The 12,997-nt window shown below is 54.8% G+C and carries 10 protein-coding genes; 9 read left to right on the forward strand and 1 reads right to left on the reverse strand.

Features of this window, described 5'->3' with window-relative positions; translation table 11 throughout:
- Positions 1 to 106: 106 nt before the first annotated feature.
- The 6 genes from K1V27_RS20185 (at position 107) to K1V27_RS20210 (ending at position 5,989) form a co-directional block, all read left to right on the forward strand.
- Positions 107 to 1,456, forward strand: coding sequence for a pyridoxal phosphate-dependent aminotransferase (locus K1V27_RS20185; protein ID WP_258931923.1), 1,350 nt, complete (start codon positions 107 to 109; stop codon positions 1,454 to 1,456).
- 117 nt (positions 1,457 to 1,573) lie between these two features.
- Positions 1,574 to 2,686 (forward strand): ABC transporter substrate-binding protein, encoded by a 1,113-nt coding sequence (locus K1V27_RS20190; protein ID WP_258931925.1) that lies wholly within the window; start codon positions 1,574 to 1,576, stop codon positions 2,684 to 2,686.
- 91 nt (positions 2,687 to 2,777) lie between these two features.
- On the forward strand, positions 2,778 to 3,647 hold the full coding sequence (locus K1V27_RS20195; protein WP_258931926.1) for a branched-chain amino acid ABC transporter permease: 870 nt from the start codon (positions 2,778 to 2,780) through the stop codon (positions 3,645 to 3,647).
- Between the two features lie 3 nt (positions 3,648 to 3,650).
- Positions 3,651 to 4,535 carry a branched-chain amino acid ABC transporter permease gene (locus tag K1V27_RS20200; protein ID WP_258931928.1) on the forward strand — a complete coding sequence of 295 codons (885 nt, stop codon included), beginning with the start codon at positions 3,651 to 3,653 and terminating at the stop codon, positions 4,533 to 4,535.
- Positions 4,528 to 5,292 carry an ABC transporter ATP-binding protein gene (locus K1V27_RS20205; protein ID WP_258931931.1) on the forward strand — a complete coding sequence of 255 codons (765 nt, stop codon included), beginning with the start codon at positions 4,528 to 4,530 and terminating at the stop codon, positions 5,290 to 5,292. Before K1V27_RS20200 ends, K1V27_RS20205 begins: the two co-directional genes overlap by 8 nt.
- On the forward strand, positions 5,279 to 5,989 hold the full coding sequence (locus K1V27_RS20210) for an ABC transporter ATP-binding protein (protein WP_258931934.1): 711 nt from the start codon (positions 5,279 to 5,281) through the stop codon (positions 5,987 to 5,989). Before K1V27_RS20205 ends, K1V27_RS20210 begins: the two co-directional genes overlap by 14 nt.
- Before the next feature lie 86 nt (positions 5,990 to 6,075).
- Here K1V27_RS20210 and K1V27_RS20215 read toward each other — a convergent pair whose 3' ends face one another.
- Positions 6,076 to 8,157 carry a PAS domain S-box protein gene (locus K1V27_RS20215; protein ID WP_258931936.1) on the reverse strand — a complete coding sequence of 694 codons (2,082 nt, stop codon included), beginning with the start codon at positions 8,155 to 8,157 and terminating at the stop codon, positions 6,076 to 6,078.
- Positions 8,158 to 8,598: 441 nt separating this feature from the next.
- Here K1V27_RS20215 and K1V27_RS20220 point away from each other — a divergent pair, with 441 nt between their 5' ends.
- The 3 genes from K1V27_RS20220 (at position 8,599) to K1V27_RS20230 (ending at position 12,816) form a co-directional block, all read left to right on the forward strand.
- The gene (locus K1V27_RS20220; protein ID WP_258931939.1) at positions 8,599 to 10,998 is read left to right on the forward strand and encodes a glycogen/starch synthase; all 2,400 of its coding nucleotides are present in this window, start codon (positions 8,599 to 8,601) and stop codon (positions 10,996 to 10,998) included.
- 774 nt (positions 10,999 to 11,772) lie between these two features.
- Positions 11,773 to 12,342 (forward strand): GAF domain-containing protein, encoded by a 570-nt coding sequence (locus K1V27_RS20225; RefSeq protein ID WP_258931940.1) that lies wholly within the window; start codon positions 11,773 to 11,775, stop codon positions 12,340 to 12,342.
- Between the two features lie 72 nt (positions 12,343 to 12,414).
- Positions 12,415 to 12,816 carry a cobalamin-dependent protein gene (locus K1V27_RS20230; RefSeq protein ID WP_258931943.1) on the forward strand — a complete coding sequence of 134 codons (402 nt, stop codon included), beginning with the start codon at positions 12,415 to 12,417 and terminating at the stop codon, positions 12,814 to 12,816.
- Positions 12,817 to 12,997 lie beyond the last annotated feature (181 nt).

A 12,997-nucleotide genomic window follows, 5' to 3' on the forward strand; every position in this document is an offset into this window, starting at 1 on the left:
CTTCTTGTTTTCAGGGCTGCCCGTTGTCGCAGCCTTTTTCTTTTTGATCTTGATCAAAGAACACAAGCCCGATCGGCTGAAAATAACTGGAAAGGAAATTACTGCCATGCGAACTGAAATTGTCCATATAGGCGCAAGCAAGCTGACCTACGAAATACGCAACATCGTCAATGTGGCTCAACGGCTGGAAAAGCTCGGGGTTGTGATCAATTCTGAAAACATCGGCGATCCGGTGGCCAAGGGAGAAAAAATTCCCGACTGGATGAAGGCCATTATCTCCGATTTGGCCATGGAAGACTGTTCCTACGGCTACTGTGCCACCCAGGGTGTTCTGGAAACACGCGAGTTCCTGGCGGCCAAGAATAACAGCAAAGGCGGCGCCGCAATCAAACCGGAAGACATCATCTTCTTCAATGGCCTGGGAGACGCCATCACCAAGGTCTACGGCTTTTTGCGGCGCACCGCTCGAGTGATCACCCCTTCGCCCACCTACACCACCCATTCCTCATCCGAAGCCTCCCACGCCGGGCTGCCGCCCGTGAGCTACCCTCTCGACCCACACAATCACTGGCTGCCGGACGTCGCCGAACTGCGCCGCAGAGTAAAATACAACCCGGCCGTGGCGGGCATTCTCATCGTCAATCCCGACAATCCGACGGGCATGGTCTACCCGGAAGAGACCCTGCGGGAAATCGTAAGCATCGCCAGGGATTTCGATCTCTTCATCATCGCCGACGAAATCTATCAGAACCTTATTTTCAACGGGAACAAAACCAAATCGCTGGCGGAAGTGATCGAAGACGTCCCCGGCATAGCCATGAAGGGCATCTCCAAGGAGCTGCCCTGGCCCGGAGCCCGATGCGGCTGGCTGGAAGTCTATAATGGCGATAAAGACCCGTTGTTTGCAGAATACGTGCGCAGCATCGTCAACGCCAAGATGGTGGAGGTCTGCTCGACCACACTGCCGCAGAGGGCGATCCCCCGCATATTCGAGCATCCTGCCTATCCGGGCTATCTACAGGAGCGGCTGCAGCGCTATGAACGTTTGTCCGGGGCGGCCTATCACAGGCTTGGAAGCCTGCCCGGCATCGTTGCCAACCGCACCCAGGGAGCGTTTTACATGACCGCCGTGTTCGAGGATGGCTGGGTCAACGGCTCTCAGTCATTGCCGCTGGAGGACCCCGAGGTGCGTGTGCTGATCGAACAGCTGACCGCCGACCGAAGCATGCAACCCGACAAGCGATTTGTCTATTATCTGCTGGGAGCGACCGGAATCTGTGTCGTGCCACTCACTTCGTTCAGCTCGGAGCTGCAGGGATTCCGCATGACCCTGCTGGAAACGGACGAGGAAAAGTTTTGCCGTACCTTTGACACGCTCGCTGCAGCCATCGCCCGCTACCTCAGCCCGTGGAAAGACGGACGCAACGATGCGCTCAAGACCGCTGTAGGGTTGTGACGACGGTGAGCGGTCGGTAACATGTTCCGGAGGAGAGATCTCGGACAAGGTCCTGGACAGCATCATCCCTATTGACGTAATATTCGATCCTCACCACAACCACAGAGGAGAAAATCTATGATGGGCAGTTTGAAGAAGTTGCTTGGGTTGGCTATCGTGTTGGCGGCACTCCCGGTGTGGGCTCAAGATGCGGTGGAAGTGGGATCCATAACCCCATTGAGCGGCAAGTTGGCGGTCTATGGTGAAGGATTCCAGCGGGCCATGAACCTGGCTCTGGAAGAGGTCAATGCCGCGGGCGGTATCCAGGGAAAACCCTTGAAAATCATTTTTGAGGACAACGGATCGACCTCGCAGGGATCGGTTTCTGCCATCCAGAAGCTGATCACGGTGCATAAGGTGCCGATTATTTTTGGTCCCGCAGCCAGTTCGAATTTTTTGGCGATCTGCCCCATCGCCCAGCAGAATAAGGTTGTCCTGATTGGTGCGGAAAGCGCTGCAGCCGACATTTCCCAGTGCGGCTCCTACGTGTTTCGCGTGTTTCCGTCAGACATCCTGCAGGGCAGGGGCGGCGCCGAGCTTGCCAAAGAATTGGGATACCGCAAGGTGGTGCTGACTTACATCAACAACGACTGGGGGGTCGGCCTGGCGGAAGCGTTCAAGGACAGCTTCACAGAGAGCGGCGGCGAAATCATCGATGAGTTCCCCCATGAAGAAGGCAAGAGCGACTATCGCAGCGAAATTCTGCGCATCAAACAGAGCAACGCGCCGGCCGTGGTCAACCTGACGTACATCAAAGAAGGGGCCGCCATGCTGAAGCAAGCCTTTGAAATGAAGGTTAAAACCCAATGGATTATGGGCTCCGCCTCGAAGTCCCCCAAGCTGGTGGAGATCGCAGGCGAGGCAGCGGAAGGAATCATCGGCACCTATCCCACTTTTTCTCAGGATACCCCGCAGTATCAGCATTTCAAGACCGCCTGGGAAAAGGCTTATCCGGAGAGCAAAATCGGCGTGTTTGCGGAATACAACTACGACATGGTGAACCTCACGGCCAAGGCTCTCAATCTGGCCGTAGAGTCGACCCCGGAAGCCCTCCGTGAGGCTTTGATGGAAGCGGGTAAAGGCTATCAGGGTGTCACCGGTGACAAGACCTTTGATGAGAACGGCGACGTGGGGGCAGTATACGGCAAATGGACAGTGACGGACGGCAAAATCGTAGACTATCGAAAGTAGTCCACTGGCGGCCCTTTCCCTGGTTCAAACAACCTGCTCGATTGCGGGGGCAAACGCGCCCCCGTTGTTTGCCTCCTGATAGAGCACAGGCGTGTATTATCTGCAACTGGTGATCAACGGCATAATAGCCGGCAGCATGTATGCACTGTTTGCCGTCGGCCTGACCATGGTGTACGGCGTGTTCCGCTTCATCAATTTCGCCCACGGGGAACTGATCGCGCTGGGAGCCTACAGCGCGCTTTTTTTCACCTCCCCTCCCCTGTCTTTGCCGCTGATTTGGGCGACGGCACCTGCGGTCGCCTGCACCGTCTGCGTGGGTCTGCTGCAGGATCGTCTGGTGTTTCAGCCGCTCTGTCACGGCACCCGCATGACCCTCCTGATTGCCTCCATCGGCCTTTCCTACCTGCTGCGCAACGCCATCCAGTTCGGTTTCGGATCGGACCTGCTCTCCTACAATGTGGACCTCGCCGCAGGCTATGAATGGGGACCCATCATCGTCACCCGGATGCAGCTCTCCATGTTGATCACCGCCGTCGTATTTCTCACCTTTCTCTACTGGCTGTTCACCCGCACCATGTTGGGCAAAGCGCTGCGGGCGGTCGCCGACAACATGGAGCTGGCCGGAATCATGGGGATTCCGCTGGGTCGGGTGAATCGTACCGTGTGGATACTGGCCGCCACATTCGCGGCAGTGGGTGGGATACTGTTGGCCATGGACACGAGCCTCGAACCCATGATGGGGGTGATCAATCTTTTGAAAGCCTTCGCCGCCGTGTTGCTGGGCGGCCCGGGAAATGTCTGGGGGGCGCTGATCGGCGGCATCGCGATAGGCGTGGCGGAAAACCTCAGCGTGGCGGTACTCTCCCCGGGCTACAAGGATTTCATCGCATTCGCCGTCATTTTGGTCATGCTGCTGTTTCGGCCGGGAGGAATTTTCTCCTTCCAGAAGGGGATGCGCTGAGGCATGGATTACCTGTTACACATCGCCATTTCAACTCTCATCTACGCCATCTTCGCCATGTCGCTCAACCTTGAGCTGGGTTATGCGGGTCTGTACAATTTCGGCCATATCGCCTTCTTCGGCATCGGCGCCTACACGTCTGCATTGATGGCCGTCGGCGGCCTTCCGATTCCCCTGGGAATAACGTCGGCCATGGCCCTGGCAGGCCTGATCGGTGCCGGACTGGCATTCACCGTTTTGCGTTTGACCGGCGATTATTTTGGCATCGCCACCCTGGCTTTCGGCGAAATGATGCGCCTTCTGTTCCTCAATGAACGCTGGCTGACCAAAGGTCCCATGGGTATTCCCGGAATTCCCCGGCCCACCCTGCTGGGCGGGATGCCGGCCGACCTGCTGCAGTACCTGATGTTCACCGTCGCGTGCACCATTCTGGTTTTTCTTATCCTGCACCGACTGGAAACATCCCCTTTCGGCCGCGCCCTCAAAGTAGTCAGAGAAGACGAGTTTGTGGCGCAGGCGTTCGGCAAGAACCTTCTCTCACTCAAGATGCGCTGCATCGTCGTCGGATCGGTCATCGCCGGTCTAGCCGGCGCTCTATGGGCACATTACATGACCTATATCAGTCCCAACGACTTCACGCTGCAGGGGACCATCATCGTGCTACTGTGTGTCGTGCTGGGCGGTAAAGGATCTCCCTCGGGGCCGCTGCTCGGAACCTGCGTGGTGGTTCTCTTGCAGGAATCCCTGCGTTTTTTGCCCATCCCGACCGATTTTGGACGGCACGTGGCGCCCCTGCAGGGGATGGTTTTTGGGCTTATGCTGGTGCTCCTCATGCTCAGACGCCCGCAGGGTCTCATTGCCGAATTGCACGGGGGGCGCGGTGCTTAGAATCGAACATGTGAGCAAGAGCTTCGGTGGATTAACAGCAGTGGCCGACGTGAGTGTGGATCTGGCGAACAACCGGGTGACCGGACTGGTGGGGCCAAACGGTTCCGGCAAGTCCACACTGTTTCATATCATCACCGGCTTTTATCGAGCGGATAACGGTTGGATTCTGTTTCGCCACAAGCCGATCCAGGATTTGCCGCCCGACGTCATCAGCCGCCTGGGTTTGATCCGCACTTTTCAGCAGACCCGAGTGCTGCCCTTTCTTTCGGTGCGCGACAATCTATTGGCGGTGGCTCCAGAGCAGCTGGGAGAAAACATCTTAGCGGTTTTTTTCCGCCCGGGAGCCATCAATCGGCAGGAACGTGGAAACCGCCGCCGCGCCGAGGAAATTCTCCAACTGCTCAAGCTTTCGCACCTGGCAGACCGGCCCGCAAGTGAATTGAGCTATGGGCAGGAGAGGCTGATCGAGTTGGGGCGGGTGCTGATGTGCCGACCGCAACTGGTGCTGCTGGATGAACCCACTTCGGGCGTAAACCCTTCTCTGATTCGCCACATTGTTCAGGTCATCCGGCAGTTGACAGCGCAGGGAATAAGGTTTTTTGTCGTAGAACATAATATGCCGCTGGTGACCGAGTTGTGCGAACGAGTTCTGGTGATGGATGCAGGCCGCCTCATCTTTGACGGGCTTCCTGAAACGGCACAGCGAGACCCCGCCGTGATTGAAGCCTATTTGGGAAAAGGCTGTGAAGCTACTTGAAGTGCGGGATTTGCATGCGGGCTATGGACGTGTCACGATTCTCTTCGGCATCTCACTCGCTGTGATGCCCCGAGAGATCGTGTGCTTGATCGGCCCCAACGGTGCCGGTAAATCCACTGTGCTGCGCGCCATTGTCGGACAATTACCAGCGACTCGAGGAGAGATTCTGTTCGAGGAGATGGCAACGGCCGGGATGGATCCGCAGGAAAAGGGAACCAGGGGACTTATTTTCATTCCCCAAGGTCAAAACATTTTCCCCAGCCTGACGGTAACCGAAAATCTGGAAATGGCCGGCTACCTGCTGCCCGACCGCGAGACCCTCAAGAGCCGGAGAGAAGAAGTCTTTGCCGTGTTTCCCTGGATCGCTCAGCGCCGCCACCGGCCCGCCCGCGAACTGTCCGGCGGTCAACGGCAAATGCTGGCTCTCGCCCGTGTACTCCTTATGCAGCCGAAGCTGGTGCTGCTCGACGAACCGTCGCTGGGACTCGCGCCTCTTATGGTCGAAGAGATCTTTGAGCGGATCCTCCAAATGAATCGGCAGGGCACTTCCTTTTTGCTGGTGGAGCAGAATGCCCGCAAGGGTCTGGCCGTTTCTCATCGCGCCTATGTGCTGGAACAGGGCAGGAACCGGCTGCAGGGAACAGGTCGCGAACTGCTGACCAACCCGCAAGTACAAAAACTCTATCTCGGCGGCTGAAAGGGTCCGCGCCGCCCAATCAACAATCCGTTATCAACCGTAGAAGGCTCCCGTAAAAAAGTAAATTTCTAATTCATTTCAAAGTATTAAGCTAAATGCGCCGGGACAGAACTCCCTTGCAGCGGCAGCGAAACCGTCAAAATGATCTCGCTCGATTCATTGGCTGCGGCATGCACATGCCCGCCATGTTTGGTGATTATGATCTTGGACATGGGAAGGTCGGAATCACCGGGTCCAAAGTGAGAGGTAGTAAAAGGATAGAAGAAATGTTCGATATCATCGTTGGATACGTGTTCCGCGGGATACCTTATGCATAATTTGGCAAACTCGTCTTCCTGCATACTCAGAAAGAAGATCCTGCCGTTCGTGGGCATATGACAAACGGCATTTCTGACGAGAGCCTCCAGGGCTTGTTCCATCAGCACCGGATCGACTGCCGCGGGGGGAATCTGCGCTGCCAATTGGAGCTTGGTTCGAATGCACTTCTCTTCGAAACTCCCGGCCAGCTTGCGCAACACGGAATGAAGCAGGTCAGCCACTTCCGTAGGTACCGGTTTCAGTTCGAGGGGCTGGATGTAGTTGATAATCATGCGCAGGATCGACTCCAGTCGCCCCACCTCCCGCACAATGATTTCCACTTTTTCTCTGTTGGGATCACTGCTCGCCATAGAAGACAGCAGCAATCGCGCAAATCCGCCTGCGGACACGAGGGGATTGCGGATCTCGTGCGCCAGCCGCTGGGAAACCTCGCTTATGGTCTTAAGGCTCTCTGCCCGCAGCAATTGCTCCTGCAGCCTCACCCTGCCGGTCATGTCCATGATGATCCCATCCAGGCTGCTGATGCGGCCATCGGTCGAATAAAACGGGACGGCATGATCCAGCACATAGGCCAAATGACCATTCTTGTGAATGATTCGATACTCGGCGAAAAAGTCTCTTGCTTCCTTGAAGCTCGCATCGCGCAGGTTCATGACCCTGCCCTGGTCCTCTCCGTGCACTCTGCTGTGCCAGAGCTCCGGATTGCAAAGGATCTCGCCGGCAGTGAAACCGAATACCTGTTCAACAAACTGGTTTAGGAAAAAAACGTGCCCCCTTGGTCTCATCCGATAGACCACCAGGGGCACATTCTCGACCAAACTACGGTACCTCTCCTCGGATTCGATGAGCTCCACCGTGCGCTGCTCGATGCGTTCCTCGGCTCGCTTGTATTCACTCACGTCACTCAATATGCCCACCGATCCGATGATCACGGCAGATTCATCGTACCACGGGGAAGAGTGGTCCCGAATCCATTTCAACTCGCCGGACTTTGTCTTCAGAAGATAATCTGCCCGATATTCCCGAGTCTTGCCCTCCAGCCGGTTCTTGATAATGGCTTGAGAAGAAATGTTTTTTTCACTCGGCGTATCTATTCTCAGAATCAGCTTGCCAAACCCGTACTCCTCGATTTCATCCCTCGTATACCCCGTCAAATTAAAAATTCCCGGGCTGAGATAATCGTACGTCATGGAGTCATACCTGAGACGGTAGATGACATCGCCGGTGGTCTCGGCCATGAAGCGAAACCGTTCTTCACTCTCCCTCAGCAGTTGTTCCGTCCTGCTGCGTTGGATTTCGGCAGCGGCGTGTTGCGTCAACCGTAAAAAAGTATCCAGGTGAGTACCGGTAAAAATGTCTTCTTCGCTGAAGACATAGGCGTAGCCAAAACAGTGGCTCCCCATTCGGAGTGGTGCCCGCATCCCGGACACGACATTGGCCCCTCCGATGATTTGACCGGCGATGGGGTCGTCCCCTGCAACGTCTGCTTCAAAAATAACCGCTTCCCCCCTCCCATCGAACTGCGGAGAACTTGCAGCAAGCCAGCGGTTACGCAGAGGTTCTATCTTGTTCCCTGCACATGCGGTGATAGTCAAGTTCTTCGCCTCCGCATCCAGACAGGCAAGGCACGACCCAACCGCGCCAAAAAACTCTCTGATCTTATCTGCGATCAACTGCAGGCTTTCCCCGAGACTTGGGCTGGTACCGAGCGCCGAGACAAAAGCGTACAATGCTCGAGTAGTGTTCAATTCATCCTGCAGCCGGACCGCTTCATCCCTCAACTCTCGCAGTTCTTGTTCCAGGTGATGGACTCTTGTTTCCTGATTTGCAGATCCGTTCTGATCGCTCATCTGAGGATCCTCTAAAACCTCTGCTGTTGCCGAAATTCAGCCACCTTTGTACGGGCAAACAACCTTCGTCATTCAACCAGACGCCGCGATCCAGAGAGTCGGCCGTACCCACTGGATGCCTCCCGCCTTGGCGGCATTTCGTCGGCATGACAAAGGCTTACCGATAAAATCGATAAATTTGGCTGCTGTCAGCTCGAATTAATGGTAACTTAACTCAATCAAGGTGAACATTCCAATACGCAACTCCATCGGTGCAATCGAGAAACTGATTTTGCAGTAAAACGGCACCTCACCGGCGTCACTGCTCTCCCCCATGGTAATCGACAAGAACACTTCGAGCGCCGCTATGGTGCTGGCATTCATGCAATATTGTGGTAGAAAGCACTGAGCTTGCGAAGGGCATCAGCGATATCGACAATGAAAAAAAAGGGGACTCGCTCCATGTTGAAGGCTAAGGACAAACTCAGAGTAGCAATGCCGGCTTGGGAAATCGGACGAGCGGAAACCGGTCTGGGAGTAAAGATTGGTGGATTGGGGGTAATCATTGAAGAGTTGCCGCTGGAATTGGTCAAGGCCGCCGACAGGCAGGGCATCCAACTGGAAGTGACCATCCTTTCCCCATGTTTTGCCCACTATGACAAGCGCAAACTGATTCCTGTCGAATCCAAAGCCTCAGCGACCCTGCTGGGCAACCCTTTTGAATTCGATGTCTACGAGCATGTTTTTGGTGACGGCCAGAAGGTCGTCTACTTCTGGGACAACCTGCAGCTGAACTGGACCAATGCCCAAGCCGTTTACCCCGATGATCCGCAGATGGGACTGCTCCTCTATTCCTCGGTAAGCCAGGCCATGGCTTCATACATCAAGCAGAGCCATTTTGATGTGATTCACCTGCACGACTACCACGTGGGCCTAATACCCTTTTACCTGGGTGATGCCTACCTGAGCGAAGTGCCGGTGCATTTTACCATTCACAACGCATCCTACCAGGGAATCACGCCCCTCATCGGCGGTGGCTACCATTCTCTTGAGCGTATCAATCTGCCCGGCGAAAAACTGTTCCACAGGTATTTTGATTTTTTTGACAACCTGAATCTGATCAAGGCCTGCATGCTCAAAGTGCATGAAATGGGCGGCAAAATCACCACGGTGAGCGGGGACATCGCCGGCACCTGGGGCTACGCCGCGGAACTGAAACAAAATCACGCCCAACTCTGGGCTCAGGCATATGCACAAAAAGGCGGGCCACCCGGTGAAATCTTCGTCCCCAATCGACATCTCAATGTGTTTGAGAAGCTTCCCATTGCCGGCATAACTAACGGGTTGAGCGACACGAACCGGCCGCAAAATTTGCCTGAGTTGAAAGCGGGTGTTCTGAGGGCGATGCAGTCAAACAGGACAAAGCCGATTTTTGCCAACCCCGTCACGCAATCCGAGATGCTTGCCGGGGATCACAATTTCGGTCCAGCCAGTCTCGCCACCAAAGCGCAATTGAAGCGATTGCTGCACCTCGAAGCTTTTGGCTCAGAACCGCAGGGCGATCCCATTCTCCTGACCGCGGTCGGCCGTTTGGTGGAACAGAAGAATCTCGGCCTGGTAGCCGACATTATCGATAGAACACTCGACTACGATCATCAAATAAAATTTATCATTCTGGCCTCCGCGACACTTGGAGATCCGGTCGGCAAAGCCAGCGAAGCCGCTTTTGCCACGCTCGCGTTAAATCATCCAACCCGGGTCTATTTCAACAACATTTTCAACCAACCGCTCTCCAGGCTGATCCTGGCGGGCGGTGATTTCTGCCTGATTCCCTCGCGGTTCGAACCATGCGGCCTGGTCGATTATGAGGCCTCACTGCTGGGCAATATTGTCATCGGAAGAGCCACCGGTGGTCTCACCAAGGTAGCGCACTGCGCCTATCTGTATGAATGGCTGGACATAAGCGATCGGGCGGGCGAGGCCGGCGCATTTTTCCAGCAGATCAAGACCGCCGTCGACGTCTACAGACATGACCCCGAAAGACACGGCCAACTGGTCCAGGCGGCCATGCAAATCGAAGCCGGGTGGGAAGTCTCCGCTCTGCACTACCTGCAGATGTATCATTATGGCTTTCTCATTAAGAAATGGCGTAGAAAGAGAGCAGCCCTCGTTGCCGATTTCATCGAATCGCTAAACGATGATTTGGATATTTTTACACAATTTTTCATTCCCGCACGGGACGAATACGGAGATGCATTTGACTGGCAACTGAAAAAGGCACTCACTGAAGCAGCAGTCCGGCAGGCGCATCGCCGGATGCCGCAGGTGCCGCGTACAGTAAAAAAAGAACTGGTGCAGGAACGCGTGACCCGCGCAGCGGATGGTGCGGCGGGCTCTGCCGCCTCAAAGGAGAAGAAGTTTGATCCAAGAATGCATTCCGCCGAACACCTGGTGAACCAGACCATGATCAGGATGTTCAACTGTCAACGCTCTTTCGGCGCTCACATTGAAAAGAAGAAATCAAAACTGGACTACCATTTTAACAAGCCGTTGAGCAGAGACGAGATCGGCGCATTAGAGAGGAAAGTGAACGAAATAATTCAGGCGGATGTGCCGGTGACGGAAGAATTCATTCCTCGAGAAGAAGCAGAACAACAGTTTGACATGCACAAGCTGCCTGCCGACGCAGGAAACCGCATTCGACTGGTGAGGATAGGGGACTATGATGTCTGCCCCTGTATCGGGCCTCATGTCAAGAGAAGCGGTGAAATCGGACCACTTCGTATCATATCGGTTGATTTCAGGGAGGGTGTTTTGAGAATCCGCTACAAATTGGGACAAGCCGGCCAGGCGCCTGAATGAAACGAACCTGTCAGGTGCAGCCACTCTATGGCAGGTATACGGATGCCTCATCCGTGGAACATCGCAGCTCTCGCAACTTGAATTGAAAAGTGTACTCTTTGCCGCATTGCCGACATTTGAGTGTGCACTTGTCATGAGCATCGAAAGTGATGTTACCGATCCTCATCCCGCAGGTATCGCACCTGCGGCACACACTGAATCCATTTTTGGTTTTCGCTTCTTTTCCCATATCTGCTCAGCCACTGCTTCCTGAATTCACCACCATATCCCGACAAAAAAGCCAAGACCCGCCACAATTCTGTTTCTGGACTACGCAGATGAGATAACCCGTCCGCCCCCGGCTTGGTGTGCAGGACATGTGGCTTCCCGTCTTCCGATCACGCGGAATTTGGCTTTTCTACGGTCGACTATTTATTTAGTCGATTTGAACCAAAAGTAAAGGTGTATTTTGGGTGGGATTGATTGGGTAGCGCAGTTCCCCCATGGCAGCTAATAGGCTCTTATTTTCAAAATGTTAATGAAATGCAGAGGGAGCACCCGCAGGCAGCACCTGACAGCGACTGGAAAGATGCGCTCACATCCCGGTTGGGCAAGCAATGGGTTGGCATCACCAAAGTAATCCCTGTGGCCTCAGGCCACATTGCCACAACGATGCCATTTTTCAGTTGAAGCTTATCCGAAAGTGGGTCTATGATGGTTCAGGACGTTGCGCGTGAGGTGGAGTCAGCTATCCGAGATTTTACAAGCCTGCCGGCCCGAACAGGAGGAATTGCTATGACGGCTCTGGACAAAACCTATTTCAAGTCTTTCCGTGATGTCGCCAAAGCCATCAGTTCCACCCTCGATCTTCAACAAGTGCTGGATATGCTGGTGACCAGCATGGTCAAGGTCATGGATCTCAAGGCCTGCGCCATTCGCCTGCTGGATTCCAAACAGCGGACACTCGAACTGCTGGCCGCGCACGGTCTGACCGATGCGTACATAAAGAAGGGTCCGGTGGATGCCGACCGCAGCATTGCGGAAGCCATGCAAGGAAAAATCGTTGTGATCAACGATGCCGTCACCGATCCGCGCGCTCAATACCAGCAGGAAGCGAAAGCCGAGGGGATCGTCAGCATTGTATCCATCCCCCTGTCCGTGCGCGACCGCATCATTGGAGTTGTGAGGCTTTACAGCGCAGCGCCCAGAGATTTCTCGGAAGAGGAACTTGACTTTGCCGTCGCTCTTGCCGAAATGGGCGCCATAGCCATTGAAAATGCGAAAATGTATGAGAGGATCAAGAAAGACTACGAGAGCGTCATGAGTGACATCTACAATTTTGTAGGTTACCGTCGCAGCATATGATGAGCGCATTGGGGAGCGATTTGAAACGACAATTCAACGTGGAATCAGCATGGAATTTGAAAGGGTCACCTCATGAATCAGAGAAAAGTCAGAATTTTGATGGCTAAATGCGGCGAAGGCTATGCGACGGCCGTGATGAATCTGGCCAGGGCGTTCAGCGAAGCCGGTTTCGAGGTTATCTACACAGACTTGCAGGAACCTGAAGCCATCGTTGCATCCGCCATTCAGGAATCGGTGGATCATATTGGAGTGACTACACTTCCGGGAGCGGACATTGAGTATTTCAAGAAGATATTAGATCTGCTTGAAAGAGAGGACGTTCGCCAGATCCAGATCACCGCCGGCGGCTTCCTTGCGGAAGAGGACATCGAGAAGGTCAAACAGATGGGCGTGGCCGAGTTCTTCCCCAAAGGCACCACGTATGATCAACTCATCCGCTGGGCGCGTGCAAACATTACCCCCATCGACAATTGAGGAACGCCCGTTTGACGCGTGGCCGGACTACTTCATCCGGCGGCTGGGATCGGGCCGGGCAGGGGCGGCCGGAGCGTCGTCGTGAGGGGTTGGATGCCTGTTGTGCGTGAGGCTGTTGCGCCGGGTTGGTGGAGGTTTGCGGGGCCGGCGGCCGGGGGATTGCGAATAAGAAAAGCCGGGT

The organism is Desulfoferrobacter suflitae, from assembly GCF_022603395.1.
Taxonomy (GTDB): Bacteria; Desulfobacterota; Syntrophobacteria; order Syntrophobacterales; family Syntrophobacteraceae; genus Desulfoferrobacter; species Desulfoferrobacter suflitae.

Excerpts from the sequence above, each read along its gene's own strand:
- K1V27_RS20230 (WP_258931943.1), top strand. The coding sequence starts at position 12,415 with ATGAATCAGAGAAAAGTCAGAATTTTGATGGCTAAATGCGGCGAAGGC.
- K1V27_RS20215 (WP_258931936.1), bottom strand. The coding sequence starts at position 8,157 with ATGAGCGATCAGAACGGATCTGCAAATCAGGAAACAAGAGTCCATCAC.
- K1V27_RS20185 (WP_258931923.1), top strand. The coding sequence starts at position 107 with ATGCGAACTGAAATTGTCCATATAGGCGCAAGCAAGCTGACCTACGAA.
- K1V27_RS20190 (WP_258931925.1), top strand. The coding sequence starts at position 1,574 with ATGATGGGCAGTTTGAAGAAGTTGCTTGGGTTGGCTATCGTGTTGGCG.
- K1V27_RS20225 (WP_258931940.1), top strand. The coding sequence starts at position 11,773 with ATGACGGCTCTGGACAAAACCTATTTCAAGTCTTTCCGTGATGTCGCC.
- K1V27_RS20200 (WP_258931928.1), top strand. The coding sequence starts at position 3,651 with ATGGATTACCTGTTACACATCGCCATTTCAACTCTCATCTACGCCATC.
- K1V27_RS20220 (WP_258931939.1), top strand. The coding sequence starts at position 8,599 with ATGTTGAAGGCTAAGGACAAACTCAGAGTAGCAATGCCGGCTTGGGAA.